The 26174-nt window shown below is 68.1% G+C and carries 26 protein-coding genes and 2 tRNA genes; 18 read left to right on the top strand and 10 right to left on the bottom strand.

Annotated features, from left to right (window positions below; translation table 11 throughout):
* Positions 1–109 precede the first annotated feature (109 nt).
* The 4 genes from AB5I40_RS20220 (at position 110) to AB5I40_RS20205 (ending at position 3083) form a co-directional block, all read left to right on the top strand.
* Positions 110–388, top strand: coding sequence for a hypothetical protein (locus tag AB5I40_RS20220; RefSeq protein WP_354748397.1), 279 nt, complete (start codon positions 110–112; stop codon positions 386–388).
* 152 nt (positions 389–540) lie between these two features.
* Positions 541–888 carry a WhiB family transcriptional regulator gene (locus AB5I40_RS20215; protein ID WP_370940085.1) on the top strand — a complete coding sequence of 116 codons (348 nt, stop codon included), beginning with the start codon at positions 541–543 and terminating at the stop codon, positions 886–888.
* A gap of 723 nt (positions 889–1611) precedes the next feature.
* Positions 1612–2904 carry a methyltransferase domain-containing protein gene (locus AB5I40_RS20210; protein ID WP_370940084.1) on the top strand — a complete coding sequence of 431 codons (1293 nt, stop codon included), beginning with the start codon at positions 1612–1614 and terminating at the stop codon, positions 2902–2904.
* A complete protein-coding gene (locus AB5I40_RS20205) occupies positions 2901–3083 on the top strand; it encodes a hypothetical protein (RefSeq protein WP_370940083.1) in 183 nt (60 codons plus the stop codon). Before AB5I40_RS20210 ends, AB5I40_RS20205 begins: the two co-directional genes overlap by 4 nt.
* A gap of 259 nt (positions 3084–3342) precedes the next feature.
* Here the strand turns inward: AB5I40_RS20205 and AB5I40_RS20200 are convergent, their stop codons facing one another.
* The 3 genes from AB5I40_RS20200 to AB5I40_RS20190 form a co-directional block, all read right to left on the bottom strand.
* The gene (locus AB5I40_RS20200; RefSeq protein ID WP_370940082.1) at positions 3343–4281 is read right to left on the bottom strand and encodes a hypothetical protein; all 939 of its coding nucleotides are present in this window, start codon (positions 4279–4281) and stop codon (positions 3343–3345) included.
* A 90-nt stretch (positions 4282–4371) separates the two neighbouring features.
* Positions 4372–5673 (bottom strand): ABC1 kinase family protein, encoded by a 1302-nt coding sequence (locus AB5I40_RS20195; RefSeq protein WP_370940558.1) that lies wholly within the window; start codon positions 5671–5673, stop codon positions 4372–4374.
* A gap of 103 nt (positions 5674–5776) precedes the next feature.
* Positions 5777–6862, bottom strand: a complete 1086-nt coding sequence (locus tag AB5I40_RS20190) for a ThiF family adenylyltransferase (RefSeq protein WP_370940081.1) — start codon at positions 6860–6862, stop codon at positions 5777–5779.
* 216 nt (positions 6863–7078) lie between these two features.
* Between AB5I40_RS20190 and AB5I40_RS20185 the strand changes: the two genes are divergently transcribed.
* On the top strand, positions 7079–7588 hold the full coding sequence (locus tag AB5I40_RS20185) for a M48 family metallopeptidase (protein ID WP_370940557.1): 510 nt from the start codon (positions 7079–7081) through the stop codon (positions 7586–7588).
* 614 nt (positions 7589–8202) lie between these two features.
* Here the strand turns inward: AB5I40_RS20185 and AB5I40_RS20180 are convergent.
* Entirely contained in the window at positions 8203–9621 is a 1419-nt protein-coding gene (locus AB5I40_RS20180; RefSeq protein ID WP_370940080.1) for a zinc-dependent metalloprotease, read from the bottom strand.
* Positions 9622–9812: 191 nt separating this feature from the next.
* Between AB5I40_RS20180 and AB5I40_RS20175 the strand changes: the two genes are divergently transcribed.
* Positions 9813–10832, top strand: coding sequence for a PDZ domain-containing protein (locus AB5I40_RS20175; RefSeq protein WP_370940556.1), 1020 nt, complete (start codon positions 9813–9815; stop codon positions 10830–10832).
* A 6-nt stretch (positions 10833–10838) separates the two neighbouring features.
* On the opposite strand, the gene AB5I40_RS20170 is transcribed toward AB5I40_RS20175, so the two are convergent.
* Positions 10839–11447, bottom strand: coding sequence for a TetR/AcrR family transcriptional regulator (locus tag AB5I40_RS20170; protein WP_370940079.1), 609 nt, complete (start codon positions 11445–11447; stop codon positions 10839–10841).
* 85 nt (positions 11448–11532) lie between these two features.
* Here AB5I40_RS20170 and AB5I40_RS20165 point away from each other — a divergent pair, with 85 nt between their 5' ends.
* Positions 11533–12414 carry an oxygenase MpaB family protein gene (locus tag AB5I40_RS20165; RefSeq protein ID WP_370940078.1) on the top strand — a complete coding sequence of 294 codons (882 nt, stop codon included), beginning with the start codon at positions 11533–11535 and terminating at the stop codon, positions 12412–12414.
* Here the strand turns inward: AB5I40_RS20165 and AB5I40_RS20160 are convergent, their stop codons facing one another.
* The gene (locus AB5I40_RS20160) at positions 12415–12969 is read right to left on the bottom strand and encodes a PPA1309 family protein (protein WP_344268864.1); all 555 of its coding nucleotides are present in this window, start codon (positions 12967–12969) and stop codon (positions 12415–12417) included. It lies immediately after the preceding gene.
* A 166-nt stretch (positions 12970–13135) separates the two neighbouring features.
* On the opposite strand from AB5I40_RS20160, the gene AB5I40_RS20155 reads away from it, so the two are divergent.
* The 9 genes from AB5I40_RS20155 (at position 13136) to AB5I40_RS20115 (ending at position 22245) form a co-directional block, all read left to right on the top strand.
* On the top strand, positions 13136–16105 hold the full coding sequence (locus tag AB5I40_RS20155; RefSeq protein ID WP_370940555.1) for a UPF0182 family protein: 2970 nt from the start codon (positions 13136–13138) through the stop codon (positions 16103–16105).
* A gap of 67 nt (positions 16106–16172) precedes the next feature.
* Positions 16173–16246 (top strand) — tRNA-Met (locus AB5I40_RS20150).
* A 774-nt stretch (positions 16247–17020) separates the two neighbouring features.
* Positions 17021–17094, top strand: a tRNA-Met gene (locus AB5I40_RS20145).
* Between the two features lie 240 nt (positions 17095–17334).
* Entirely contained in the window at positions 17335–17835 is a 501-nt protein-coding gene (locus AB5I40_RS20140) for a helix-turn-helix transcriptional regulator (RefSeq protein WP_344268867.1), read from the top strand.
* 64 nt (positions 17836–17899) lie between these two features.
* Positions 17900–19003, top strand: a complete 1104-nt coding sequence (gene prfB / locus AB5I40_RS20135) for a peptide chain release factor 2 (protein WP_354748380.1) — start codon at positions 17900–17902, stop codon at positions 19001–19003.
* A 98-nt stretch (positions 19004–19101) separates the two neighbouring features.
* Positions 19102–19791, top strand: a complete 690-nt coding sequence (gene ftsE / locus AB5I40_RS20130) for a cell division ATP-binding protein FtsE (RefSeq protein ID WP_009073292.1) — start codon at positions 19102–19104, stop codon at positions 19789–19791.
* Between the two features lie 45 nt (positions 19792–19836).
* Positions 19837–20730 (top strand): permease-like cell division protein FtsX, encoded by an 894-nt coding sequence (gene ftsX / locus AB5I40_RS20125; RefSeq protein ID WP_037359041.1) that lies wholly within the window; start codon positions 19837–19839, stop codon positions 20728–20730.
* Positions 20731–20869: 139 nt separating this feature from the next.
* Entirely contained in the window at positions 20870–21352 is a 483-nt protein-coding gene (gene smpB, locus AB5I40_RS20120; RefSeq protein ID WP_116206697.1) for an SsrA-binding protein SmpB, read from the top strand.
* On the top strand, positions 21349–22245 hold the full coding sequence (locus AB5I40_RS20115) for an amidohydrolase family protein (protein ID WP_370940077.1): 897 nt from the start codon (positions 21349–21351) through the stop codon (positions 22243–22245). Before smpB ends, AB5I40_RS20115 begins: the two co-directional genes overlap by 4 nt.
* Here the strand turns inward: AB5I40_RS20115 and AB5I40_RS20110 are convergent.
* From AB5I40_RS20110 to AB5I40_RS20095, 4 genes are all read right to left on the bottom strand, one after another.
* The gene (locus AB5I40_RS20110; RefSeq protein WP_370940076.1) at positions 22235–23536 is read right to left on the bottom strand and encodes an acyltransferase; all 1302 of its coding nucleotides are present in this window, start codon (positions 23534–23536) and stop codon (positions 22235–22237) included. The genes AB5I40_RS20115 and AB5I40_RS20110 overlap by 11 nt on opposite strands.
* A gap of 102 nt (positions 23537–23638) precedes the next feature.
* A complete protein-coding gene (locus tag AB5I40_RS20105) occupies positions 23639–23857 on the bottom strand; it encodes a hypothetical protein (protein ID WP_344269261.1) in 219 nt (72 codons plus the stop codon).
* Between the two features lie 116 nt (positions 23858–23973).
* Positions 23974–24615 (bottom strand): response regulator transcription factor, encoded by a 642-nt coding sequence (locus tag AB5I40_RS20100; protein WP_009073303.1) that lies wholly within the window; start codon positions 24613–24615, stop codon positions 23974–23976.
* 96 nt (positions 24616–24711) lie between these two features.
* Positions 24712–24969, bottom strand: coding sequence for a helix-turn-helix domain-containing protein (locus AB5I40_RS20095; protein ID WP_370940075.1), 258 nt, complete (start codon positions 24967–24969; stop codon positions 24712–24714).
* A 237-nt stretch (positions 24970–25206) separates the two neighbouring features.
* Here AB5I40_RS20095 and AB5I40_RS20090 point away from each other — a divergent pair, with 237 nt between their 5' ends.
* Entirely contained in the window at positions 25207–25548 is a 342-nt protein-coding gene (locus AB5I40_RS20090) for a hypothetical protein (protein WP_370940074.1), read from the top strand.
* On the top strand, positions 25545–26168 hold the full coding sequence (locus tag AB5I40_RS20085; protein WP_370940073.1) for a DUF3558 domain-containing protein: 624 nt from the start codon (positions 25545–25547) through the stop codon (positions 26166–26168). Before AB5I40_RS20090 ends, AB5I40_RS20085 begins: the two co-directional genes overlap by 4 nt.
* Positions 26169–26174 lie beyond the last annotated feature (6 nt).

Genomic DNA, 26174 nt, shown 5'->3' with positions numbered 1-26174 from the left:
GCATAGCCTGCGTAGGCACCCGGGCGAGAAGAAGGCCCGGTCTGGGGAAGAACACGACGGCTGCCGCTTCACGCGGCGCAGTCCGACAGAGAAAGGCGGTGCCGGTGAAATGATCAGCAATCTGATGCACACGATCCCTGGCACTGGTCTGCCTGTCTGCACGACCGTCGCCGCCCCGCGCCAGGGCACCGGTGTGTCCACGTTCGCGCACATCGACGGAACGCGTCGTCACATTGACGGATTGCGTCGCATCGAGCGCAACGGGGCCCCGGCCGGCATCACTCTCGCGACCGCCGCCGTTGTTGCCGCGTACCCGCAGGTTGATGTCGATCTGCCGACCATCAAGCAGTTCCGTGTTCCGTTGTCGATACGGGAGCGAAGTTCCTGACCTGACGTCAGGACTCAAGGCTCACGAAGGCCGCGGAACCGGTAACCGGATCCGCGGCCTTCGTGTTTTTTTGGCTGCACAACAGAAGGAACAAGTTGTCCAGTTCGATCGCCCACCGCCACACCACCACCGAATCGCAAAGGAGCACGGACATGTCTTCCGCCATCGCCCTCGCCGAGGACCCCTTAGCCGAAGGGTTCGACATCGGCGACCTGCTCGACGGGGTCGCTGAGCCCGAACTCCCCTGCCGCTCGCGCGACGCGGACCTCTGGTTCGCCGAATCGCCCGCGGAACTCGAGCGGGCCAAGGCGTTCTGCGCCGGCTGCCCGGTCCGCGAGGCCTGCCTCGCGGGTGCACTCGCCCGGCGTGAGCCGTGGGGTGTCTGGGGAGGGGAGATCTTCGAGCGCGGTGCGGTGATCGCGCGCAAGCGGCCCCGTGGCCGTCCGCGCAAGAACGCAGCCCTCGAACCCGCCGCCGCAGCCCGGAGCGCCGCCGCATGACCGTCGACCTCATCACCACGCGCGATTTCGAGGCCCGCACCGGAAAACCGGTCCAGGTGCAGCCGAAACCCAAGCAGAACAAGTCTCAGGAGACCACGAAGATGTTGCTTCACGAAGAACTGTCCCGAGCGCGAATACGCGACCTGATAACCGAACATGAAGCTCAACGCCCATGGCGCCGAGCGCGCGCCGCGCGCCGCTGGTCGCGAGTAGCCCGCTGGGCGACCAGCCGAGCGGAGCGATTCCAACCACCGAGCTAGACCCCCGGCCCGGTCGGTGAGGTGGGTCCGGCTTCGCCTGACCTGCCTCACCGTCTGGGAGTTGTCCGGAAGCCGATGCCCGCCGGTCAGGATTGCCTCCAGTCCTGACCGGCGAGCATCGGCCACCCGGGCTGTGAACCCACCTCCGAGTCGATTCCGCGTTGCCCGGCTCACCTCGGGCGGCGCGGATCCGATCCGGTTCCGTCGCCCGATCCTGCGGTTGCGAACCAGGCCGTCGGATGTCCGTCGGCCTGATTCGCCTTGCCCCACCGGCTCGGCTGCGAGCCACCGGCATCGATTTCGGGCACGGGGAGACGGGCGATCGCGCAGGACGCTCTGCCCAGGGGAGGAGCAGGCGTCCACGCGACCAGTCCCTGATCACTTTCGCGGGAATGAGCCTGGAAGGCCTGTCGGGGGACCTTCCAGGCTCGTTCTCGTCCGGGGACGGGTGTTCAATGAGCCCGTGTCCGGACATACGCACGACCACATCGACTGGGCTGACCGGCTGGTCCTCCTCCGCGCAGCCGACACCCTCGACGCCCCCGCGCAGGCCGCCATCGCAGCCCGCCTAGTCGCGAAACTCCCCGCCAACCCCACGGTGATCGACCTGGGCTGCGGCGCAGGCGGGATGAGTACCCACTTCGCCCAAGCCCTGGCCACCCAGCAGGGCGGCACAATCATCCTGGTCGACGCGACTCCCGAACTCCTCCACGAGGCCGAACGCGCCGTCCGCGCCGCCGCCGATGCAGCGCAGAGCAACCGCCACGCCGCTGCAGCTGGAGGATCGGGCAGCCGCAGCACGGCCAGCGAGGGCTCGAACGACCGCACCACCACCGACGGGGACGCGGAAGGCCGCGCACCGGAGGGAGGCACGGCATCGGCAGTCGAGGTTCGTGCAGGGGCCGCCGACATGGCCGCAGCGGACCTGGCGGTAGCCGGAGGTGTCGCGCCGACAGCCGAGGTTCGTGCGGTGGCTGCCGACGTGGCCGCAGCGGACCTCGCGGAGGCTGGAGGTGTCGCGTCGGCAGTCGAGGTTCGTGCGGTGGCTGCTGACATGGCCGCAGCGGACCTCGCGGAGGCTGGAGGTGTCGCGTCGGCAGTCGAGGTTCGTGCGGTGGCTGCCGACATGGCCGCAGCGGACATCGCGGAAGCCGGAGTAACCGCGCCGACCGTCGAGGTTCGGGCGATCGTCGCCGATCTCGCCGACAGTGCCTTGCCTGACTTGCTTCCCGCCGCGGATCTTGTGTGGGCGTCGCGCGTGGTGCATCACCTTCCGGACCAGCAGGCCGCGATGGGCACGCTCGCGGCTGTCGCGCGAGCTGGCGGCGTGGTCGCTCTCGCTGAGGGCGGGTTGTCTTTTTCTTGCCTCCCTTGGGATCTCGGAGTCGGACGGCCCGGGTTAGAGGACCGGTTGCAGGCCGCGCAGGCGGAGTGGTTCGTCGGGATGCGCGAGGGCATCGACGGCGCAGTGCCGATGCCCTACGGCTGGACAGTCGCGCTCGAACGGGCCGGGCTCGCTGACGTCAGCTCGTTCAGCGCGTTGGTGGACCACCCCGCGCCTGGTCCGGACGGTCTCGCTGACTATGTGCACCACCACCTTTCCCGTCTCGCGACGCACGGTGCCGACCATCTCGCGGAGGAAGACCGCGCGACGCTGGCTTCTTTGCTCGATCCGGACAGCTCCCATTACCTCGGCAAACGCCGCGACCTCTTCCTGCTCGGCGCGCGCACCGTGCACCACGGACGTCGACCATGACCGCGCCCGGCCCGACGTGCTCCCGGTGCGGCCGAGCACGTGCTGCCGAAACTGACCCGCTCGCGGCCCTGGCCTGGGTCAGCACCAAGGAAAACGGCGAACAGCGCTGGCTCTGCCCGGACTGCGCGCGCAACCACGTCCGCGACATCGAGGGCAAGCTGCCGGACGAATACTGGTGACCGGATCGCGGACAGCCAGATTCGGGCGGTCAACGGCGGTCTGTTGAGCGAATATCGGTGCCCTGGACGGGGCGAGCCAGTTTTTCGGTAGGTCGACGGAAGCCTGTCCGCCGGATACTGGTGCCCTCGGTTGGAAGTAGCTGGTTTTCGGTAGGCCGACGGCAGGCTGTTCGGCGAATATCGGCGACTCAGGTTGCGCGCGCATCAATTCCGGCATGTCGAGCGCCGAGAGGCGTCCTGCCTGTGCGTCAGATTTGGGTCATGCGGCATTTCCCGTCTTGTAGACAGCGCGCACTTTCGGGCGGGGTGTGCGCGCCGCATGGCGGTAGGCGTTGAGAAGCTCGGTGCTCATCTCCTCAGGTGAATCCCGAAGCTGGCGTGGGGTGCACCGAAACAACACGGTGCCCGTCGCGGCTAGGGCTAGGTGGCTGAAGTCTTCGGGGCCGGCTGCGGTGCGGTAGCGCCAGGCGAGACCGATTTCGTCCCACCAAGCATCTGCGGTGCCGAGTCGTCTGCCGCGACGATCGCAGACCGCGACGTTCCATTGTGGGATCGGCAGCGGCGTTCGCTGGAGGACCCGGAGTGCTTGTCCGTGCGCGAAGGTTTCTTGGTCGTCGAGGCTGCGCAGGACCGTGCGCACGGCTGCTGAGCCCCGCTGGTTTCCGTTGTCCAGTTCGCGCGTCAGTTCGGCGCGGTCTGCCAGGCCCCAGTACAGCGGCAACGAGACCAATCTTGCGATCTCGTCCGGATCGTTTTCCCGCCGGGCGAGGTCGAGAGCGGCGCGGGCGGCGCTTGCGTAGGGCAGGCCGTCGATCAGGATCGCTTCGGGCATCCGCGCGGTGCGGTACGTGATGACGCTCGGCTCGTTGGCCGGCCTTCGGTTGTGCGGCACCAAAAGATGGATCTCCGGAGTTCGCGGATGGCTGATTCCGTGTGCGCACAACGCATCTGTGCCGGTGATGACGGTTCCTGGACCGTACCGGGCAACGGCCGCGTGCAGGAGTTCTTCCCGGCTCGGAGGTTTGTCGTGCACGAGGTACACGCCGGAGTACACCTGTCGCCACGGTCCGCCCGGGCCGGAAAGCTGTGCGGCTCTTCGATCCGAAATCCCCGCGACGCGCAGGTGCCGTCGATGGAGAACTCCGTGCGAGACCAGGTCACCGAAAGCGAGGGAGTCTGTGCTTGTCGTAGTCGTCATACCTCGAGAATGACGGCTTGATCAACTCCGCGAAACCACCCTGCGCAATCTGTGGACAACTCGGCGTTGTCGCCCCGGCTTGTGGACAACTCAGGCGGCGAACCCCGGCTGCCACCGTTCCACGATGCCGCGAGCCGGGATCTCGGCGTCGAGCTGGCAGAGAATGCCCGTCGATCCTGCCGTGACCCGGTGGATCATCAGGTACTCCGGCGGCAGGTTCAGCGAGCGGCCGACGTGGAAGTCGTTGCCGCGGGAATCTCCGACGCGCCCCGCTTGCCGTTGCATCCAGCGGCGCGTGAAGTGGAACGTCGGCTCGGCCAGCGGCTCGGTGAACGGTGCGAGATAGGCCAGCACCTCGTCCGCTTCGAGGGATGAATCCGCGCGCACGAAACGGTTTTCGCGCAGCAGCCGCATCAGTTCGTCGGAGTGGCCGTCCAAGGCGAGTCGCGTGATTTCGCCCAGGTGCCGCGGAATTCCGTGCGGCAGCTTCGCGACGCCGCCGAAGTCGATCACGCACAGCCTGCCGTCGCCGGTCAGCATGAAGTTGCCGGGGTGCGGGTCAGAGTGCAGGAGATTCGCCCGCGCCGGAGACGAGTAGTGGAATTCCGCGAGAAGCCGTCCGGCGAGGTTGCGGGTGGCCGGATCGCCGTCCGAGATGATTTTGGCCAGCGGGGTGCCGGTGGCCCACTCGCTGACCACCACCTTCGGCGCGCTCGCCACGACGCGCGGGATCAGGAATTCGGGGTCGCCCTCGAACGCCTTCGCGAACGCGCGCTGGTTGTCGGCTTCGGCGAGGTAGTCGAGCTCCTCGTCCATCCGCTCGGCCAGCTCCGTGAGCAGCGGTTTCACGTCGGTGCCGGGCACGAATGCCTGGAACAGCCTGCTGAAGCGCTGCAACTGGCGCAGGTCGCTGCGCAGCGCCTCGTCCGCGCCCGGGTACTGGACCTTGACCGCCACCTCGCGGCCGTCGTGCCAGGTCGCGCGGTGCACCTGGCCGATGCTCGCCGCGGCGGCCGGTTCGTCGTCGAAGTGCGAGAACCGTCCGACCCAGGACCGGCCCAGCTGCTCGGCGAGCACGCGATGGGTCTGCCGGGCAGGCATCGGCGGCGCGGCCGACTGCAGCTTCGTGAGCGCTTCCCGATACGGCTGCGCCATGTCGTCCGGCACCGCGGCCTCGAAGACGCTCAGCGCCTGCCCGAACTTCATCGCGCCGCCCTTGAGCGTGCCCAGCACCTCGAACAGCTGCTCAGCGGCCTTGGCCGAGAGCGTCGCGCTCACCTGCTCAGCGCTCTGCCCGGCCAGCCGCTTGCCCCAGCCGCCCACGGCTCGTCCGGCGATGCCGAGCGGAAGGCTCGCCAGCTTCGCGGTACGGGCGGCACCGCGACGCGGCATGGCGGAATCGCGGTCTCCGGTTCGGTCGCGAAAGTCGGTCACCCTGCGATTCTGCCTTGATGAGCACGACGCCCGCAGCCTGCTGACGGCACCCAGGTGTGGCCTACGTCTCTTGCAGCACCTCCTCGGAAGCCTCCTCCGCCAGTAAGGGCCCTTCCTCGACGGGCACGGGCGCTCCGCAACCGCAGTCCGGATGTGGCTCCCAGTCCTTGCGGTGCAACTTTCCGTCGAAGTTGTCGATCTCCAGCGTGGCGTTCCAAGCGGGCGGCGGGGTTTCGCTCGGCGAGAGCAGCCGCATCGCCTGCGCGACGGCGAGCGAGGCGCAGGCGTGCACGGCACCCAGATCAGCCCGTGGAATCCGGCCGACCAGCTGCGTCGCGATCCTTGGCCACGACAGATCAGCGTCGGTCCGGTGCAGGTCACAGCAGCGGAGGCAGGCGCTGCGGCCGGGCACCACGAGCGGCCCGACGATGCCCGTGCCCTCCCACACCCGGACCGGCAGGTGCGAGGTGGCCGAGTCGACCAGTTCGGCCACCTCTTCCGGCGGCGGGACGAGCGTGTCGGTGAGCAGCACGAGGTCGGGGAGGCGGCGCTGATTCCGGGCGGTGGTGACGTCGGGCGCGACCCGGGCGACGACGGTCCGGATCGCGCGTTGCCTGGGCTGACCCAGCTCAGCCGGCGTGAACCCGGAGCCGAGGTCGGCTTCGTTGACCCTGCCGGACGCGCGGATGTCGAGGTGCCCGACTCCGGACGCCGCGAGCAGCGCGGCGACCGCCACGGCGATCCGTCCGCTGCCGTGGACCGCGATGAGGCTTTGCCAGCGCCGGTCCATGAGCGCTGGCTGGTAGTGCCGGGCTCGCAGCGACCACAGACCGGTCTCGACTCGTTTCGCGCTCTTCTTCGCCGCTTCGGTGACCAAACCGAGCGCGGCGAGCTGTTTCAGCAGCAGATGGAACTGGTCCCGGTGTTCGCCTACAGCGAGCAGGATGTCCTCGAGCCCGCGCCGCCCGTCGAGCTTGCGGACGCTGTCGACGATCGGAGCGGGCAGGCCGTTGGCGATGATGCCGTGGCGAGGGTCGAGGCCGAACTGGATCTCGTTGCCGTCGCGTTCGAGCACGTGGATGCCCGGAAGCAACGTGGGATACGCCGGGAGGAGCACGTCCGGCGGCGGAACACTGGACAGGGTCATGCGGCCAGCTTGGCAGTTCCGGAACGCCACTCGCGGGTGAGAAGCCGAGTTGTCCACAGGGAAATCTACTTGTGGACAACTCAGGGCTGTGACCTTTCGGCGCTCCAAGTTGTCGGTGCTGAGCCTTACCGTTGTCGAGTGGTCGAAGCACGGATGCCCTCACTGAGAGGCAGGGGCGAGAAGGCCCCGTCGGACACTTCTCAACACAAGGTCGAGGTGCGGCGCAGCCAGCGCAGGCACCGGACGGTCACCGCGTACTGGAACGAGGACACCCTGGTGGTCCTCATCCCGGCCCGGATGACCCAAGAGGAAGAGACGCACTGGGTCGCGGAGATGGAGCGCAGGCTGCTGCGCTCGGGAGGACGGAAGGCGGCGCCGCCCAAGGCGTCGGACGCGGCGTTGCTGGCGCGCTGCGCCCTGCTCGGGGCGAAGTACCTGGACGGGAAAGCGCTGCCGGCCAGCGTGCGGTGGGTGCCGCCGATGCGCACCAGGTGGGCGTCGTGCACGCCGGTGGACGCGACCATCCGGGTGAGCGACCGGCTCCAGCGGGTGCCGCAGTGGGTGCTGGATTACGTGCTGATCCACGAGCTGGCGCACCTGAAGGAGCCGGGGCACGACGCGGCGTTCTGGAAGCTGGTCAACCGGTATCCGAAGACGGAACGGGCGATCGGATATCTGGAGGGGCTTTCGGCGGCGGCTGGGTGGGGGATTTCGGAGGAGGACTGAGCGGGCGGCCAGGTGCGGCTGCGTGGGCCGTTGGAGAGCCGGTGGCGGCTGGGCTTGCGCTCTGGCGGGTGGCTGGGCTTTGAGGGTTGGCGGGTGGTTGGCCGCGATCGCGAGGCTCTGGAGGGGGCCAGAGGCAGCACGGCTGGGTGCTGCCGGGTGAGGCTGGTGCGGGGCATTGGAGAGCGCGGGGCATTGGAGAGCGCGGGGCATTGGAGGGTGCGGGGGAAATGAGGCCGGATTGAGGCCAAGGCTCGGCTGAGCGAGCTCGGCAGGGGCATTGGTGGGAATGGCGCGGGCGGAGCCGGTGCCGCTGGGGCTTTGGGAGGAAGGCGCGCGGAGTGGCCAGTGCTGCAGGGGCTTTGGGAGGAATGGCGAGGCGGAGGGGCCGGTGCGGCTGATGAGGCGTTAGGAGGACGGGCGTCGACGGCTGGTCACGGCTAGCCGGGCGGAAAGCCACGCCGGATCGCCCGTGGGAGGAAGCGGCGAGGCGAGCGGGGTTGAGCGTTGCGTGCGGAGCGGACTGCTGGCCGTACAAACGCCGCGCGGACCGTCTCAACCAGGTGAGACGGTCCGCGCGGTGGGTCTGAACGGCAGCGCAGCCAGGGCAGGCGGCCTCAGGAAGGCGAGTTCCCCTCGTCCTTCGGGGTCTCGTCGCCCTTGTCCTCGGAGCCGGAGGCGGCACCGGAGTCGCCACCCTCGGCGGCTGACTTGGCCTCGCGGGCCTCGCGCTCAGCCTTCTCCGTGCGCTCCAGCTCAGCGATCGGGTCCAGGTCCGACGCGAGAGCGGGCGGTTCGGCCATGCGGTCGGCGAAGTCCAGGGGCTCGTCCAGGTCCTCAGCAGTAGGCATGAGGTCCGGGTGGGACCACAGGCCATCGCGCTTTTCGAGTCCGTGACGGTCTCCTACGAGCTTCCACAGGGACGACGCGGCGCGCATGCGGCGCGGGCGCAGTTCGAGGCCCACCAGGGTCGCGAAGGTCTGCTCGGCGGGGCCGCCGGTCGCGCGGCGGCGGCGCAGCGTTTCGCGCAGGGCTTCGGCTCCGGGAAGACGGTCGCCGATGGCCTCCGCGACCACCACATCTACCCAGCCTTCCACCAGCGCCAGCAGGGTTTCCAGGCGCTTCAAAGCGGCCTGCTGCTCGGGGGTGGTCTGGGGCTCAAGGAGACCGGACGACATCGCCTCTTCGATGCTCGCCGGGTTTGCCGGGTCGATGCTTCCGGCCAGGGATTCCAGCGCGGAGGTGTCGACGGTGATCCCGCGGGCGAACTCCTCGACCGTCGCCAGCAGGCGCTGCCGCAGCCACGGCACGTGGGCGAACAGGCGCTGGTGCGCGGCCTCGCGCGCGGCCAGGAAGACCAGCACCTCGCTGGCGGGCAGCTCCAGGCCCTCCGTGAACTTCTCGATGTTCGCCGGGAGCAGCGCCGACGTCGTGGCCTCGCCGAGCGGCAGGCCTACCTCGGTCGACGTGAGGACTTCCTGTGCGAGCTGGGCGAGGGCGTTGCCGAGCTGCGACCCGAAGGCCATGCCGCCCATCTGGCCCATCATCGAAAGCAGCGGACCGGCCGCCTGCTTGGCTTCCTCGGGCAGCGCCTGCATCCACGCGCCGGACACCTGCTGCGCCACCGGGTCGCAGAGCCGCTGCCAGGTCGGCAGCGTCTTCTCGACCCAGGTGCGCGCCGACCACGACACGGTGGTGGTCGCGCCCGCGGGGAGGATCGTCGCCGCGTCGAGCCACAGTTCCGCCAGGTGCGCGGCGTCGCGCACGGCGGTGGCGGAGTCGCCGCCGTCAGACGTGAAGCCGATCTTGGCGTCGTCCCGTCCGCTCAGGTTCTGGAGTGCGATCTGCTTCGCCAGGTCGTAGTTGACCGGCCCGCTCGACGAGCCCGCCTGGCTCAGCATCTGGCCCAGCTGGCTCAGCATCTGCCCGAGCTGGTTGAACGCCTCGGCTCCGCCGGGCTGGCCCGGGTTCGAGGGGTCGTTGTCGCCTCGCTTGTCGGGATCGGGCGGTCCGAAGCCGAACGGGGGATTGCTCATAGCTCCACCGTACGCGGGTACGACCCGGCTCAGCGCGTCAACCGTGGCCTTCACCGGGAAGCGAACACAGTCACCGTACGCTGTCGCTCGTGACAAAACCGGACGAGGACACCGCGAACCAGTCCCGCCGCGCCGAGCCGTCGCGCGCGCCGGCCCGCAGCGACCGGCGGTTGACCCGCCGCGGATGGACGATGCTGGTCAGCGGCGTGCTGTTCCTGGTGTTCGTCGTGGCCGGGTTCCTGGTCCAGGTGCCGTATGTCGCGATCAGCCCCGGGCCCACCTACGACACCCTCGGCCGCGACGCCGCGGGCAACCCGGTGATCCAGGTCAAGGGACAGCAGACCTACGGGACCAGCGGCGAACTGCGGATGACCACCGTCTCGCTCAACGACGGCATCAACCTCTTCACCGCGCTCGGCCTCTGGGCCAGCGGCCGCTACGCGCTCGCGCCGCGCGAGGAGTACTACAAGCCCGGCGAGACCAACGAGCAGGTCAAGCAGGAGAACATCCAGCAGCTGCAGAACTCGCAGAGCAACGCCCAGGTCGCCGCGCTGCGCCACCTCGGCTACCCGGTGCAGGTCGTCGCGAAGCAGATCGTGTCCGGCAGTCCGGCCGACCACATCCTCGCCCCCGGCGACAAGCTCATCGCGGTCAACGGCAAGCAGGTCCGCGAGGCCGCCGAAGTCGCCGCCTCGATCGTCAACACCAAGCCGGGCGATTCCGTCCAGGTCACCTTCCAGCACCTCGGCCAGCCGGAACGCACCGTGCCGGTCACGCTCGCCCAGCGCGAGGACCGCACCCAGGGCTTCCTCGGGCTCACCGCTGTCGACCGCGCGGTCGCGCCGTTCTCCGTCGACATCTCGCTGCAGGACGTCGGCGGCCCGTCGGCCGGGCTGATGTTCACCCTCGCGATCATCGACCGGCTCACCCCGCCCGGGAAACCGGGCAGCGACCTCGCGGGCGGCAGGCACATCGCGGGCACCGGCGAGATCAGCGAGACCGGTCAGGTCGGGCCGATCGGCGGGATCTCGTTCAAGGTCGTCGGCGCGAAGGAAGCGGGCGCGACCGACTTCCTCGTTCCCGAGCACAACTGCGCCGAGGCGAAATCGGCCGCGCCGGAGGGGCTCAACCTCATCAAGGTGTCGACCTTGGACGACGCGCTCAAACAGCTCGACAACCTGAAGGCCGGCCGCCCGACCGCGCACTGCTGACCGCGATCAGCCGAACTCGCCGGTGACGGCCAGGCCGACTCTGCGCAGGATGTCGACGACGCCCGCCGTGCCGCCGGGCGACCCGTCGGCGAGCCATCGGCGCAGCACTTCGGTGGTCCCCGCGACCACCAGCACGAAGGCCGACCGGGCGTCCGGATCGTCCTCGCGGCCGGGGAGCAGGATGTTGACGAGCAGATCGGCGAACTCGGCGTAAGCCTCGCTCCGGTGTTGTTCCAAGGCCGGAAGGTGATTCGCTTCCACCCACAACCGGCTCACCCGGGGGTCGGTGGCGATGGCCTCCACGGTGGCGGTGACCAGCAGCGTCATCCGTTCCTCAGCGGCTGCGGGGGCGTCCGTCAGCGCTGTCTCCAACGCGGACCGGACGGCGTCGAAAACCCCGGTCAGCACCGCTGTCAAGAGCGCTTCCCGGTCCGCGAAGCTCTCGTAGAAGTAGCGCTTGGACAGGCCCGCGCGCTTGCAGACGAGGTCAACCGTCGTATCGGCGACGCCGACCTCGCCGACCACGTCGAGACCCGCTTCCAGGAGCTGGCTTCGGCGTTGCCTACGGCGCTCGTCGGCGCTGACACCGCGGTAGGGACGGACTACTTCGGGCACCGGGCCATCTTGACACACGCACGTTCCTAGTTGATAGTCGGCAGGATCAGGAACGCTGGCGTTCTTACTTGGTCCGGAGGTGCCCATGAACGGACTCGCGGGCGGGCGCAGCCTCGCCGCCGCCATCGCGGCCCTCGACCCGGTGCGGGACAACGAGGCCATCACCCACCTCGGCCTCGGCGTCCGATACGGCGACGCGATGTTCGTGCACGGCGCCTACACCGTCGCGTTCGCCCGCCAGGTCGCCTCGCCGTCGATCGCGCGGATCGTCTACCGGACCGGCTCCGGCGACATGATGCGGAACGTCCGGCGGCGCAACGACCACACTCTCGTCTTCTTCGGCGAGATGATCCGGCACGGGCACAGCAGCGAAGCCGGTCGCCGGGTGATCGACCGGATGGAAGAGATTCACGCCCGGTTCGGCATCACCGGCGAGGACAAGCTGTTCACCCTCGGGTCGCTGATCTTCGAACCGGCCCGCATCCTCGGCGAGCTGGGGCTGTCGGTGTTCACCGAGGCCGAGGACCAGGCGCATTACTACTTCTGGCGCGGCGTCGGCGAGCACATGGGCCTGGAAATTCCGCCCAGCCGAAGAGAATTCCTGGACTGGATCCACGGCTACGAGCAACGCCTCGGCTTCACCGACGGCGGCCGGAAACTCGTGGACCAGCTGTTCCTCGACTGGCACCGCTGGTTCCCCGGACCCGCACGCCGCCTCGCCGCGCCGAGCCTCTTGCTGCTCATGGGCAGGCAGCTGCGCGAGGTCCATCGGCTGCCCGAACCGCCCGCCGCGGTGCGGCGAGTTGGGCCAGGCCTGGTGTCGGCGTACCTCGGCCTCCAAGGAACCCGGCCGCACAGCGTCGATCGATCCTGGTCCGACCATTTCGTCGACCCGCACGCGGGCTCGGTCAATATCGCCCGATACGGCCACCAACCGCCGGAGCGGAAGGTGGCCGTTCCCAGCTGATCAGGGCTGCAGAGTCGTCTTCAGCGCGTCCACCAGATTCGGCGCGAGATCCGGGCTTTCCACCAGTTCGTCGACCGCGTTCTCGTCTTCGTCGCCCGGCTGGACGCCGCGCAGCCGCATCACGCAAGCCGCGTCGCCTTCGCGCAGGACAGCGGCCACGAGCCGCGCCTCGGTGCGGCGCGGGTGGTCCGCGGCGGCGCGGCGGAGGCTTTCGGCGTCCGCTTCGGCGATTCCTTCGAGTTCCGCCTCGACGTCCGGAGGCAGCACGATGATCTCCTGCGCCAGCGCGCATCCGACCACGATGTCCGGCCACGCGATCCGGCCGAGCGATTCGGCGAGATCGCCGTCCGGCAGCGCCTCCTGGGCCACCGGGGTCAGCGGGTTCGCCCGGTCGAGCTGACCGGCCAGCTCGGGCTGTTCGTCCAGCAGCGCGGCGGTCGGCACCAGCGCGAACAACTGCGGCGGCTGGTTCCAGCCAGCGGCGGCGACGAACTCTTCGACTTCCCGGGCCAGCCCGGCGACAGGGTGGGCGGCAGACGGCTCACTCGGTGGCATGGCGACCATCGTGTCAGGCGTCCTCGCGACGCGCCGCGCGTGCCCGGTTTGGGTGGTCCCGGGAACTCACGGCACCGTCCGTAGAGTTAGAGCTCACGGGGACACTGCTGTCCCCGGCGAACGTGTTCACGAAGACAGGAGCATTGCCGTGGCGACTCGGCCCCCGGTGAGCCTGAAGCTGTCCCGGCGCAGCCGGATCCTTCTCATCATCGCCGCGGTGATCGTGCTGGCCCTGCTGGCCGGCGTCCGGTTGCTCGACACCTACGTGGACTGGCTGTGGTTCGGCGAACTGCAGGCGCGTTCGGTGTTCACCACGCAGCTGGTCACCCGCATCGTGCTCTTCCTCGCGGTAGGGCTGCTGGTCGGCGGGGCGCTGGCGGTCAGCCTGCTGATCGCCTACCGGACCAGGCCGGTGTTCGTGCCGGTGTCCGGCCGCGACGATCCGCTGTCGCGCTACCGCTCGGTGATCGTCAGCCGGATCCGGCTGTTCGGCATCGGCATCCCGGTGCTCACCGGCGTCATCTCCGGCGCGTCGGCGACCGGGGACTGGCAGACGATCCAGCTGTTCCTCAACGGCACCTCGTTCGGCCAGACGGATCCCGAGTTCAAAATCGACCTCGGTTTCTACGCCTTCACCCTGCCGTTCGTGAACTGGCTGCTCGGCTGGCTGTTCGTCACCGTCGTCGTCTCGTTCTTCGGCGCGCTGATCGCGCACTACATCTTCGGCGGCATCCGGCTCGCCGGCCGCGGCGGCCAGCTGGCCGGCCCGACCCGCGCGCAGCTCGCCATCACGGTCGGGCTTTTCGTGCTGCTGAAGGCGGTCGAGTACTTCTTCGACCGGTACAACCTGCTGCTGTCCGACCGGAACATGCCGCTGTTCAACGGAGCCACCTACACCGACCTCAACGCGGTGCTCCCGGCGAAGCTGATCCTGCTGTGCATTTCGGTGATCTGCGCGATCGCGTTCTTCGCGGGCGCGTTCCTGCGGAATCTGCAGCTGCCGGCGATTTCGCTGGTCCTGCTGATCCTCTCCGGCGTGCTGGTCGGCGTCGCCTGGCCGGCGATTCTCGACCAGTTCTCGGTCAAGCCGAACGCCAACGAGAAGGAAGCGCCGTCGATCCAGCGCAACATGGACGCGACGCGCGCGGCGTACGGCCTCACCAACGTGAAATACGAGCAGTACCCGGGCAAGACCGAAACCACCGCGGACGCGGTGAAGAGCGACACCGGCACGGTCTCCAACATCCGGCTGCTCGACCCGAACATCCTCAGCGACACCTTCACCCAGCGCGTCGGCCGCGAGAACTTCTACGGCTTCCCGTCCAAGCTGGACATCGACCGCTACACCATCGGCGGCACCACGCAGGACTACATCGTGGCCGCCAAGGAAATGAAGACCGACGGGCTCACCGGGAACCAGAACAACTGGATCAACAAGCACATGGTCTACACGCACGGCAACGGTTTCGTCGCCGCGCCCGCGAACACGATCGACCGTGCGGTGAAGGATTCGAACTCCGACGGCGGTTACCCGATCGCCACCACGAGCGACACCACGAACCCCACCGGCGCGGGCTCGGTGAACGGCCAGCCGGGCATCAAGGTCGACCAGCCGCGGATCTACTACGGCGAGCTCACCAACCAGTCCGACTACGCGATCGTCGGCGGCACACCGGGCAAGGCCCCCGGCGAATACGACACCGACGCCCAGCGCGGCTACCTCTACCAGGGCAAGGGCGGCGTCTCGCTCGACAACTGGTTCAACCGGCTGATGTTCGCCGCCGAATACCGCGAACCGAAGATCCTCTTCTCCGACGCCATCGGCGACGGCTCGAAGATCATGTACAACCGCGAACCGCGCGACCGCGTCGCCAAGGTCGCCCCGTGGCTCACCCTCGACGGCGACCCGTACCCCGCGGTGGTCAACGGCCGCATCCAGTGGATCGTCGACGGCTACACCACGCTCGACAACTACCCGTACGCCCAGCAAACCCAGCTCGGCGAAGCGACCAACGACTCGCTCAACGGCGTCACCAAACAGGCGAACAACTCGATCAACTACATCCGCAACTCGGTGAAGGCGACCGTCGACGCGTTCGACGGCACCGTCAACCTGTACTCGATCGACGACAACGAACCCGTCCTCAAGGCGTGGGAGAACGTCTTCCCCGGCGTCGTGAAGCCCAGTTCGGAGATTTCGCCGGAGCTGCGTTCGCACTTCCGCTACCCCGAGGACCTGTTCAAGATCCAGCGCGAACTGCTCGCCCGCTACCACGTGGACAGCCCGCAGGAGTTCTACGCGCAGCAGGCGTTCTGGAGCGTCCCGCAGGACCCGACCGAGGACGGCAGTTCCACCACGGCCGGCGCGAACGTCGCCAACCAGCCCGGGTACTACGTCCTCGCCAACGCCGCGGGCGAAGGCAGGCCGACCTTCCAGCTGACCAGTGCGCTCACCGGTCTGCAACGGCAATATCTTTCCGCCTGGATGTCCATCTCGTCCGATCCGCAGGACTACGGCACCATCCGCGTCCTGCGACTGCCGCCGGCCAGCGGAGCGAACCAGGTCGACGGACCCGTCCAGGTGCAAAACCGGTTCCAGAGCGACCCGCGCGTCGCGCAAGACCGGACATTGCTGAACAACCCCAACGTCATTCCCATCTACGGCAACCTGATCACGCTGCCGGTCGCCGACGGATTCCTCTACGTCGAACCCGTCTACATCCGCCAGCGCAACCAGCTCAGCTACCCGCAGCTGGCCCGCGTGCTCGTCTCCTACGGAGCCAAGATCGGCTTCGCGTCCACCCTCAACGAGGCCCTTGACCAGGTCTTCGGCAAGGGCACCGGCGCGGCGGCCACCACGCCCAAGGAAGGCGACCCCGGCACCACCACGACCCCGCCGACGTCCAGTACCGCCCAGCCGCCGCCCAGCACCGGCGGCAGCAACCCGGCCATGGACAAAGCCGTCGCCGACATCCAAGCCGCGCTCGCCAAACTCAAGGCAGCACAGCAATCCGGCAACTTCACCGACCAAGGCGCGGCACTCGCGGCGCTCGACGCCGCCACCAAGGAATACAACTCCGCCAAACCCACCACGCCGCCCGCCTCCAGCGGGCCGCCGTCCCAGCCCGGCGGGTGACGTCGGTTACGTAATAGGCACCTGCTTTGCGCCCGCTCGAAACCAGGGCGTAAGGTAGGTCCTACGACGCGGGGTGGAGCAGCTCGGTAGCTCGCTGGGCTCATAACCCAGAGGTCGCAGGTTCAAATCCTGTCCCCGCTACAGAGGTGAGAGGCCTGTCTTCGCAAAAAGCGCGAAGACAGGCCTCTTTCGTTGTGTCCTCTGGGGGTCGAACCCCCAGACCCCCGCCAGGGGGCGAGCCCCCTGGACCCCCGCCGGGCTACTTGGGGATGGAACCTCACCTTCGTCTTTGGCCTTTGCTCGCGGAGCGAGCTTGGCCGGTCTGGTGAGAGGCCATTGCTCGCGGAGCGAGCTTGGCTGGTGGGGTGAGGTGGGTGCGGGGCTTGCCTTTGTGTTCGCGCTCGTTGGTCTTCGTTGGGGCGCGACGGGGTTGGTCTCTCGTCTGGCGTGAGGCGTGGGTTGGGTTTGCTGGGGTGGGTGCGCCGGTGGCGTGAGGGGACCAATCCTCGGCGGCCCAACGAATCTGAACTCGCCCAGAGAGCAAAAACCGCGTCGCCAATCCGGTGCTATCCAACCGGGATCAGAAGACATGCGCGGGTCGTCGGCTCGTAGTGGCCGGGGCCCGCCAGGCGGCGTTTTGACAGGTTTAGACCTCTTGTGTGTTCTCTTGTAGAGGGTCGGGATTCGTTGGGGGCGTTGGAATATTCCGTCATGAGTGGCGTGCGCCGGGGCGGGGGTGCGGAAAGCGTGGGGTTTGTTTGCTGGGGCGGCGGGTTTCGTTGGGGTAGGTGCGGGCGCGGGGCGGCGGGGTAGGTCGGTCGGGGGTGGGGGTGTGGTGTTTTTGCTGGTCAGGTGGTGTTTTTGGGGGTGGTGTGGGCGGGGTTTTTCGGGGGTGTAGTGTTGTTTTCACAACGACGCGGGGTGGAGCAGCTCGGTAGCTCGCTGGGCTCATAACCCAGAGGTCGCAGGTTCAAATCCTGTCCCCGCTACTTGGATACGAAGCCGGGGCTCGTGCGGATGCACGAGCCCCGGCTTTTTTGTGCGCCATTTGGCCGTCGCTCGGGTGGTGGTTGCGGCGCGGTGATCGTTTCGGCGGTGGTTGCGGAGCGTGGCAGAGTCTATTGTGGACATACCTGCGGACTGGGCTGTTAGAGGGGTTGCCGCTGGCCACAATGGACTGATTGGTGACCACTGTGGACACAGCGGCGGATAAGTGGGACCGTAGAGGGGTGTCCGAATTGAATGCAACCGCCGCCGCTCTGCTCGGTCTGCTCCATGACGGCCCCGCCACAGGCGGCCAGCTCGTCTCGGGCGCCGACGAGCGCTTCGGCGCCTTCTTCAGCGTCACCCGCAGCCAGGTCTACCGCGAGCTCCCGGCGCTCTCGAAAGAGGGTCTCGTCCGGCTCGGCAAGCAAGGACCCCGTTCGAGCCAGCAGTACGTGCTCACCGCGGCAGGCAAGAAGGCCTTCAAGACGTGGCTCACGTCCGAGGCCGGACCCGACCACCTGCGCAGCCCGCTCATCCTGCGGCTCGTGCACGCCGGCTCCCTGACGGCCAAACAGCGCAGCGCCCTGCTCGACAGCGCCCGCACCACCTACCAGGCGCAGCTCGAAGAGGCCAAGAACGCCACCAAGACCGCCGACGGCCCCTACGCCAAGGCAGTCGCCGAGTTCGCCCAGGCGCAGGCCAAGGCCGCTCTGAAGCTGCTCGACTCGATCCCGCAGGCCTGAGCTCCGCCACGGCCCCACGACCGGTTCGCGACCGGTCGTGGGTTTTGCCGTAACGTTGTCCGGCGTGAGTGATGAGTTCGATGCGGCGCTGAAGGACCTGACCGGCAAGCTGACCCAGATCGAGTCGGTGATGGACCTCGACGCGCTGCGGGCGCAGGTCGCCGAGCTCGAGGAGCAGGCGTCCAGCCCCACCCTCTGGGACAACGTCGAAGAAGCCCAGAAGGTCACCAGCCAGCTGTCCCACCGGCAGGCCGAGCTGCGCCGCGTCTCCGAACTGCGCCAGCGCCTCGACGACCTCGGCGTCCTCTACGAGCTCGCCGCCGACGAGGGCGACAGCGGCAGCATGACCGAGGCCGAGGGCGACCTCGCCGACCTCGGCAAAGACATCGACGCGCTCGAAGTCCGCACCCTGCTGTCGGGCGAATACGACGACCGCAACGCCGTCGTCAACATCCGCTCCGAAGCGGGCGGCGTCGACGCGGCCGACTTCGCCGAGATGCTCCTGCGCATGTACCTGCGCTGGGCCGAGCGGCACGGCTACCCGACGGACGTCTTCGACATCTCCTACGCCGAAGAAGCGGGCATCAAGTCCGCCACCTTCAAGGTGACCGCCCCGTACGTCTACGGCACCCTCTCGGTCGAGCAGGGCACCCACCGCCTCGTGCGGATCTCGCCGTTCGACAACCAGAGCCGGCGGCAGACGTCCTTCGCGCACGTCGAGGTCCTGCCCGAGGTCGAGGAAGTCGACCACGTCGACATCCCGGAAAAGGACATCCGCGTCGACGTGTACCGCTCGTCCGGCCCCGGCGGGCAGAGCGTCAACACGACCGACTCCGCGGTCCGCCTGACCCACATCCCGACCGGCATCGTCGTCTCCTGCCAGAACGAGAAATCGCAGCTGCAGAACAAGGCGGCCGCGATGAAGGTCCTCCAGGCGCGCCTCCTGCAGCGCAAAAAGGAGGAGGAACGGGCCGAAATGGACGCGCTCAAGGACGGCGGCTCCAGCTGGGGCAACCAGATGCGCTCCTACGTGCTGCACCCGTACCAGATGGTCAAGGACCTCCGTACGGAATTCGAGGTCGGCAACCCCACCGCGGTCCTCGACGGCGACATCGACGGCTTCCTGGAGGCCGGAATCCGCTGGCGCAAGCAGACGAACGCGGTCTGATCCGCGAGGCGGCGGCGACCCGCGCCGGGACGAGGCGCGGGTCACCCAAGGCACCGGCAACCCGGGCTTAACGGGGCCCATGGGTAGGATGCCGAACCGTGATCCGGCTCGAAGAGGTTTCCAAGGTCTACAAGACCTCGACCCGTCCCGCCCTCGAACGGGTGTCGGTCGAGATCGACAAGGGTGAGTTCGTCTTCCTCATCGGCCCGTCCGGTTCCGGGAAGTCGACGTTCCTGCGGCTGCTGCTGCGGGAAGAGGTGCCCTCCAAGGGACGGGTCATGGTGTCGAACTTCGACGTCGCCAAGCTCGCCCGGCGCAGGGTCCCCCGCCTGCGCCAGACCATCGGCTGCGTGTTCCAGGACTTCCGGCTGCTGGCCAACAAAACCGTCGCGGAAAACGTGGCGTTCGCGCTCGAGGTCATCGGGAAACCGCGGCCCACGATCCGCAAGGTCGTGCCCGAGGTGCTCGAACTCGTCGGCCTCGACGGCAAAGCCGACCGGCTGCCCAACGAGCTCTCCGGCGGCGAGCAGCAGCGCGTCGCGATCGCCCGCGCGTTCGTGAACCGCCCGCTCGTGCTTCTCGCCGACGAGCCCACCGGGAACCTCGACCCGGACACCAGCCAGGACATCATGCTGCTGCTGGAGCGGATCAACCGCACCGGCACCACCGTGCTGATGGCCACGCACGACCATTCCATCGTGGACTCGATGCGGCGGCGGGTCGTCGAGCTGCAGCTCGGTCGCGTGATCCGCGACGACGCCCGCGGCGTCTACGGCATCGGCCGCTGACGCACCCCGCCCTTTTCCGCCCCGACCCAAGGAATTACTAGAGCGATGCGAGCCAGTTTCGTCTTCAGCGAGGTCGTCACCGGGTTGCGCCGGAACGTCACGATGACCATCGCGATGATCCTCACCACCGCGGTCTCGCTCGCCATGCTCGGCGGCGGTCTGCTCGCCGTGCGCACGATCGACAAGATGAAGGCGAACTTCCTCGCCGAAGTCGAAGTTTCGGTCTCGCTGGTCGACGACGTGAGCGCGAACGACAAGAACTGCACCCAGGCGCTCTGCAACGGGCTCCGCCAGTCGCTGCAGAACAACCCCGGTGTGGAGTCGGTCGTCTACGAGAACCGCGACCAGGCCTACGACCGGTTCAAGAAGATCTTCGCGAGCCAGCCCGAACTGCTCGAGCTGACCGGCCCCGAGGCGCTGCCCGCGTCGCTGCAGGTGAAGCTGAAGGACCCGGACCGGTCCGACGCGATCATCAAGCAGTACACCGGCCAGCCCGGCGTCAAGAAGGTCGACGACCAGAAGAAGTTCCTCGACCGCGTGTTCAACGTCTTCAACGGAGTCCGGAACATCGCGTTCGTGATGGCGCTCATCATGGCCGTCGCCGCCCTGCTGCTGATCGCGAACACCATTCAGGTTTCGGCGTTCACGAGGCGGACGGAAGTCGGCATCATGCGCCTGGTGGGCGCGACGCGGTGGTATACCCAGCTGCCGTTCCTCTTGGAGGCGGTGGTCGCCGGCACGGTCGGCGCCGTGCTCGGGGTGGTGTTCCTGCTTCTGACGAAGCTGTCCTTCCTCGACACGGTCTTCACCGGCGAAGTGTTCCCGCAGATCACCACGCTCGAGGTGCTGTTCCCGGTCGCGCCGATCCTGCTGGCGGTGTCGATCGTGATCTCGGCGATCACCGGCTACGTCACGCTGCGGCTGTACGTGCGCCACTAGCCGCATTCTTTTGCCCTCGAACCGCCCGGCGAACGTTTTCGCCGGGCGGTTCGCGCGTCTCCAGCAGCACTGACTTCGCCGGGTGACCGGCCGTAAACCGGCGTGCTTGATCGGCTCGGCGCCACGTAAACTGGCCGGTATGCCCAAGGAACGTGGACAGAAGGTCATCGCGTCGAACCGCAAGGCTCGGCACGACTACTCCATCCTGGACACCTACGAGGCCGGGATGGTGCTGGTGGGCACAGAGGTCAAAAGCCTGCGGGCCGGCAAAGCGTCGCTGGTGGACGCGTTCGCGACGGTGGACGACGGCGAGGTGTGGCTGCGCAACGTCCACATCCCCGAGTACACCCAGGGCACCTGGACCAACCACATGCCGCGGCGCACGCGGAAGCTGCTGCTGCACCGGCGCGAGATCGAGCGGCTCATCGGCAAGACCAAGGAAAGCGGTCTGTCGCTGGTGCCGCTGTCGATGTACTTCAAGGACGGCAAGGTCAAGGTCGAGATCGCGCTCGCGCGAGGCAAGAAGGCCTACGACAAGCGCCAGTCGCTCGCCAAACGCGACGCGCAGAAGGACATCAGCCGCGCGATGGGACGGGCGTTGAAGGGCCGGTTCACGGAGTGAGCGCGGGTCCGGCCGCCGACGCCGACGTCCCGGGCTGGATCGCCGGCCTCGGCCTCGACGGAATCGTCGACCTGCACGTCCACTTCCTGCCGAAGCCGGTGCTGGACAAGGTGTGGGCGTATTTCGACCGCGCCGAGCAGCACTACGGCACGCCCTGGCCGATCCACTACCGCACGCCCGAGGCGGAGCGGATCGAAACGCTGCGCGCGCTGGGCGTGAAAGCCTTCGCGCCGCTGGTGTACCCGCACAAGCCGGGTATGGCGGAGTGGCTAACGTCGTGGGTTTTGGAGTTCGCCGAGCAAGTTGCGGAAGCGGTGCCGACTGGCACGTTCTACCCAGAGCCGGGCGCGGCGTCCTATGTGGACAATGCGCTGCGTGCGGGAGCCCGGTGCTTCAAGGCGCACGTTCAGGTCGGCGCGTATGACCCGCGGGACGAGCTGCTCGATGGCGTGTGGGGCTCGCTGTCCGAAGCCGGCGTGCCGGTGGTGATCCACTGTGGACACGGGCCGTTGCGCGGCGATTTCACCGGGCTCGAGGTGTTCGAGGAAGTCCTGCAGCGGCATCCTCGGCTCACCGCTGTCCTCGCGCACGCGGCGATGCCCCAGTTCACCACTGCGTTCGAGCTGATGGCGCGCTACCCGCGGGTGCACCTGGACACCACCATGGTCGGCGTGCCGTTCTCGGAGGCGATGTCGCCGCTGCCGCCGGACTGGACGGCCCGGCTGGCGGAAGTGGCCGACCGCGTGGTGCTCGGCACCGACTTCCCGAACATCCCGTACTCCTACGCCACGCAGCTGAAGGCGATCGCCGGCTGGGCAGCCGACGATCGCCTTGGCGAGCCATTCCTGCGAGCGGTGCTGCACGACACCCCCGCGAAGCTGCTCAGCGTTTGACCGCCACGAGGGCCCGGCCGCGCGGCAGCGACACCTGACGTCCGGCGAGGGCGAACCCGGCCGCGACCAGCGCCACCCACGGCAGCGGCCCGTTCAGCACGCCGTCGCGCAGCGGAGCGAACCCGTGCGCGGCCAGGCCGAGGAGACCGCCGGAGGCGAGCAGGCCCGCCAGCACCAGCTGCGGCGTCCGTGCGTTCACGACCAGGCCGTCCGGCTGCATCTCGAAGCGCTCGAACAGGCGCAGCAGGCCCAGCAGCACCGCGCCGCACACCGCGAACCAGGCGGGTGCCATGAGGAACCACATCGACGAGCCCGGAGTCGGCGTCGAATAGCCGAGGCCGAAGACGGTCACGCCGGAAACCACGACGAGCGCCGGCATGTGCCACAGGTAGACCGACATGAACCGCGGGCTGAGCCAGCTGAGCGCGGCCGTGACGCGGGGGAGCGAGACGAGCTTCTCGCGGAACGCGAGCAGGAAGCCGATCTGGCCGAGCGCCAGGAACAGCAGCAGGACGGTCGGCGGGCTCATGTTGGACACCGGCGCGCCCGGCATGCCGATCATGCTCGCCGGGTACGGACCGAACGCGACCAGCAGCGCCGTCACTCCGAAACCGGCGGCGGACACAGTGAGCGCGGCGCGGCGGCTGAGCGAGCCGAGGCGGCCTTCGACGTAGTGGAAACCGAGCTGGTGCACGGCGACCCAGACGATGACGGCGTTGGCGTACCCGATCAGGCCGAGGTCGGAAAACCGTGCCACGTCAACGAGAACGCCCAGTCCGGCCAGCACCGCCGGCACCGCGAGACCCCAGCGCCGGTGGGCGGCGACCATCAGCGGTGTGAGCAGCACGGTCAGCAAATAGACCGAGAGGAACCACAGCAGCTGTGCGGCGATCGCGCTGGCCACCTGCACTGGCTGCGGCGGAACTCCCAGGCCGTGCAACAGATCCGGCACGACGAGCCACACCGCCATCAGCGGCAGCACCGGAACGAGCAGCCGGCGTACGCGTCCGGCGAACCAGGCGCGGGTGGATTCCGCGCGGCGCAAGGAGATCAGGTTCGCCGCGCCGCCCGCGAAAAAGACCAGCGGCATGACCTGCGAAGCCCAGGTGATGATCCACCAGCCCGGCGTCGCGAGGGCGTTGCCGGTGGAAAGAGTGTTGCCGGAGAAGGAAAGCACCGGCATCGTCCAGTGCTGCGCGACCACCGCGAGAATCGCTCCGGCGCGCACCACGTCGAGAAACTTGTCCCGGGACGCCCGTGGGGCGCGGGTCGGCAGCTGGCTCGTCGTCATGCTGAAAAGCCTGTCGGTTTCCGGGCGCGGAAACAGCCGTGCAGACCACCGAAAAAGGGTTCAGGCCAGCAGGGGGTGCGAGGTGGGGTTTGCCCTACCTCGCTAGGGGAGGGTGTCCGGTTCCGGTTCGGATTCGTGCGCCTGTACCCGGTACGCCCAGCCGTCCTCGGTGAGGCCGAGTTCGTACCGCGTCTCGATTTTCGGGCCGCCGTGCAGGTGGATGTGGCGCACGACGGTGCCCGGAACCGGTTCCTCGTCGGCGAGTTCCTGCACCCGGCCGTCGAGCGGGCCGCCGAAGAAGCGGACGCTGCGGTCGGACATCGGGTTCTCCTCGCTCGGCTCGGGCGGCATCAGTCCATGGTAGGCGAGGAAGGCCCGCCCGGGCTGCCGTCAGTTCGAGTGAGGGGTTTCAGCGGCCGGGTTTTAGCGGCCAGGCTTTAACGGCCAAGGTAGGTCAGCACCGCACGGACCCGGCGGTGTTCTTCGGAGCTGGCCTCGAGGCCGAGCTTCGAGAAGATGTTGCCGATGTGCTTTTCGACCGCTCCGTGCGACACGACCAGCGAGTTCGCGATGGCGTTGTTGGACAGTCCCTGCGCCATCAGTCCGAGTACCTCGGATTCACGCGCGGTGAGCGAATCGAGCGGGTTGCGGCGGCCGCGGGCCATCAGCTGGGCGATGACGTCGGGGTCGATGGCGGTGCCGCCGTCCGCGACGCGACGGACCGCGTCCAGGAACTCGTCCACGTCGGCGACGCGCTCTTTCAGCAGGTAGCCGACGCCGCCGGCCCCGCCGGACAGCAGCTCGACCGCGTAGCTTTCCTCGACGTACTGGGACAGCACGAGCACCGGCAGGCCAGCGATCTCCTTGCGAGCCGCCAGCGCCGCGCGCAACCCCTCGTCGGTGAACGTCGGCGGCATCCGGACGTCGACAATCGCCAGGTCAGGACGGTGTTCGGTGATCGCGCCGAGCAGATCGTCGCCGTTGTCGACCGCGGCGACCGTCTCGATGCCCTCGTCGGCGAGCAACCGGGTGACCCCCGCCCGAAGCAACACGGCGTCTTCGGCGATCACTACTCGCATCAAAGCCCCCAGGTCGGTGAGTGGACTGCTCGCGGACCTATTCACTCACGAGTGGGCAATCTCGGGCGCAGCAGGTCGACTTTGCCGCCGAACGGGTCAGAGGTCGGCGGATTCGAGCATGTCCGAGACCGACACGCTGAGCACCGAGGCGAGACCGACGAGCGTCGACATGCGCGGATTCGACGGACCGGCCGCGTCTTTTCGCCCGGATGCCCGGCCCGACTCGATCAGCTGGACCTGGTTTTTCGTGACTCCGGCTTGGAAGGCGAGCGCCTCCTGGGACATTTGGCGCTCCTCGCGCAAGCGACGCAACGCGCGGCCGAACTTCTTCGCCGTCGCCTCGTCCCAGTGCACCAGATCATGCTCTAAGCAAGGTCCGATATGTGACACCCTATGAAAAAGGCCTGCTATAAAGTGTCTGCAAGTGCCGACAGAGGTCGCTCAGGAGACGGATATCGGCGCCCGGCAATCCAGTCAGCATCCGGCGCGGTCGACCACAAGGACGAGCCGGGATTCGCCCGGCGGCTTCGGTAGTCCGGACGGGCGAGCGGCTGGTCTGCCGGGGTTGGTCTGCGCAGGGGAGGCGTAAGAGTGACTGACGATCACACCGCAGTGGCTTCAGGGCGGTATTCGTTCGACGCGGCGGGGATGGAGCAGGTCGCGAGCCAGTTCGAGGAGCTGGCACTCGAGTTCACAAAGGCTGCTGACAACGCGCGGGTCATCGCGGTGACCCAGTCGCCGGCTTTGGACTTCGCGAGCGGCAACAACGCGGAGACCTTCCGCAACTCCGGGGGCGCGCTGGTCGCTTCGCTTCGAGGCCGGGTGAAGTACTGCGAAGAACAGGCTGCCAAGTTCAGGGCGGCCACCGGCAAATACAAGACAGCTGAAGACGCGCATTCGCACGAGGTGAAGAAGGCCGGGGGCACTCTGTGAGGCGCGTTGTGCTGCTGCCTGCGATCGCTTTGTTCGCCCTGGCGGGTTGCTCTGGTGCGACTGGTGGCCAGGCCAGTCCTGTCGCCTCCGGCAGCGAGCCGCCCTCGTCGGCACCGGGAGGTGCGCAGCTGCCAGGTCCAGGCGTGCCGAAGGTGCAGAATCCGATCGATACCGCCAAGGCTTCGCAGAACCCGTGCATGGTCCTCACCTCGGACGAGAGCAACGGCTTTCTCGGCGGGCCGGTCGTGCCGAAGGCCGAGAACGGGGCGGCGGGACCTTCCTGCGGCTGGTTCGGCGGCTACGAATACGAGCACGCCAGCATCAACGTCATCGTCAACGGCGTCGACAAACGCGGGCTGACCTCGGTATACGCGGCCAAGGGGAAGCTCTACAAGTTCTTCCAGCCGCTCGCGCCGGCGGACGGGTACCCGCTGGTGGCCGTCGACACCACCGAACAGCGCACCTTCGGCGAATGCGCGGCTTCGCTGGGCGTGCGGGACGACCAGGTGATCGAAGTCGTCGTCCGGCAGCCGGACTCGCGCAAAGAGAAAAAGAATCCGTGCGATTCCGTTCACGACGTCGCGGTCGCGATCATCGGCAACCTTCGAGGGGGACAGTGATGCAAC

The sequence above is a fragment of the Amycolatopsis sp. cg13 genome, assembly GCF_041346965.1.
In the GTDB taxonomy this organism is placed as follows: domain Bacteria; phylum Actinomycetota; class Actinomycetes; order Mycobacteriales; family Pseudonocardiaceae; genus Amycolatopsis.
The sequence above is the reverse complement of the archived record's forward strand: the minus strand, read 5'-3'. Positions and strand labels throughout refer to the sequence as shown.

Bases quoted from the DNA above. Each gene is read 5' to 3' on its own strand.
- AB5I40_RS20220 (WP_354748397.1), top strand. From the start codon at position 110: ATGATCAGCAATCTGATGCACACGATCCCTGGCACTGGTCTGCCTGTC.
- AB5I40_RS20215 (WP_370940085.1), top strand. From the start codon at position 541: ATGTCTTCCGCCATCGCCCTCGCCGAGGACCCCTTAGCCGAAGGGTTC.
- AB5I40_RS20205 (WP_370940083.1), top strand. From the start codon at position 2,901: ATGACCGCGCCCGGCCCGACGTGCTCCCGGTGCGGCCGAGCACGTGCT.
- AB5I40_RS20200 (WP_370940082.1), bottom strand. From the start codon at position 4,281: ATGACGACTACGACAAGCACAGACTCCCTCGCTTTCGGTGACCTGGTC.
- AB5I40_RS20195 (WP_370940558.1), bottom strand. From the start codon at position 5,673: ATGCCGCGTCGCGGTGCCGCCCGTACCGCGAAGCTGGCGAGCCTTCCG.
- AB5I40_RS20190 (WP_370940081.1), bottom strand. From the start codon at position 6,862: ATGACCCTGTCCAGTGTTCCGCCGCCGGACGTGCTCCTCCCGGCGTAT.
- AB5I40_RS20180 (WP_370940080.1), bottom strand. From the start codon at position 9,621: ATGAGCAATCCCCCGTTCGGCTTCGGACCGCCCGATCCCGACAAGCGA.
- AB5I40_RS20175 (WP_370940556.1), top strand. From the start codon at position 9,813: ATGCTGGTCAGCGGCGTGCTGTTCCTGGTGTTCGTCGTGGCCGGGTTC.
- AB5I40_RS20165 (WP_370940078.1), top strand. From the start codon at position 11,533: ATGAACGGACTCGCGGGCGGGCGCAGCCTCGCCGCCGCCATCGCGGCC.
- AB5I40_RS20160 (WP_344268864.1), bottom strand. From the start codon at position 12,969: ATGCCACCGAGTGAGCCGTCTGCCGCCCACCCTGTCGCCGGGCTGGCC.
- ftsX (WP_037359041.1), top strand. From the start codon at position 19,837: ATGCGAGCCAGTTTCGTCTTCAGCGAGGTCGTCACCGGGTTGCGCCGG.
- smpB (WP_116206697.1), top strand. From the start codon at position 20,870: ATGCCCAAGGAACGTGGACAGAAGGTCATCGCGTCGAACCGCAAGGCT.
- AB5I40_RS20110 (WP_370940076.1), bottom strand. From the start codon at position 23,536: ATGACGACGAGCCAGCTGCCGACCCGCGCCCCACGGGCGTCCCGGGAC.
- AB5I40_RS20105 (WP_344269261.1), bottom strand. From the start codon at position 23,857: ATGTCCGACCGCAGCGTCCGCTTCTTCGGCGGCCCGCTCGACGGCCGG.
- AB5I40_RS20100 (WP_009073303.1), bottom strand. From the start codon at position 24,615: ATGCGAGTAGTGATCGCCGAAGACGCCGTGTTGCTTCGGGCGGGGGTC.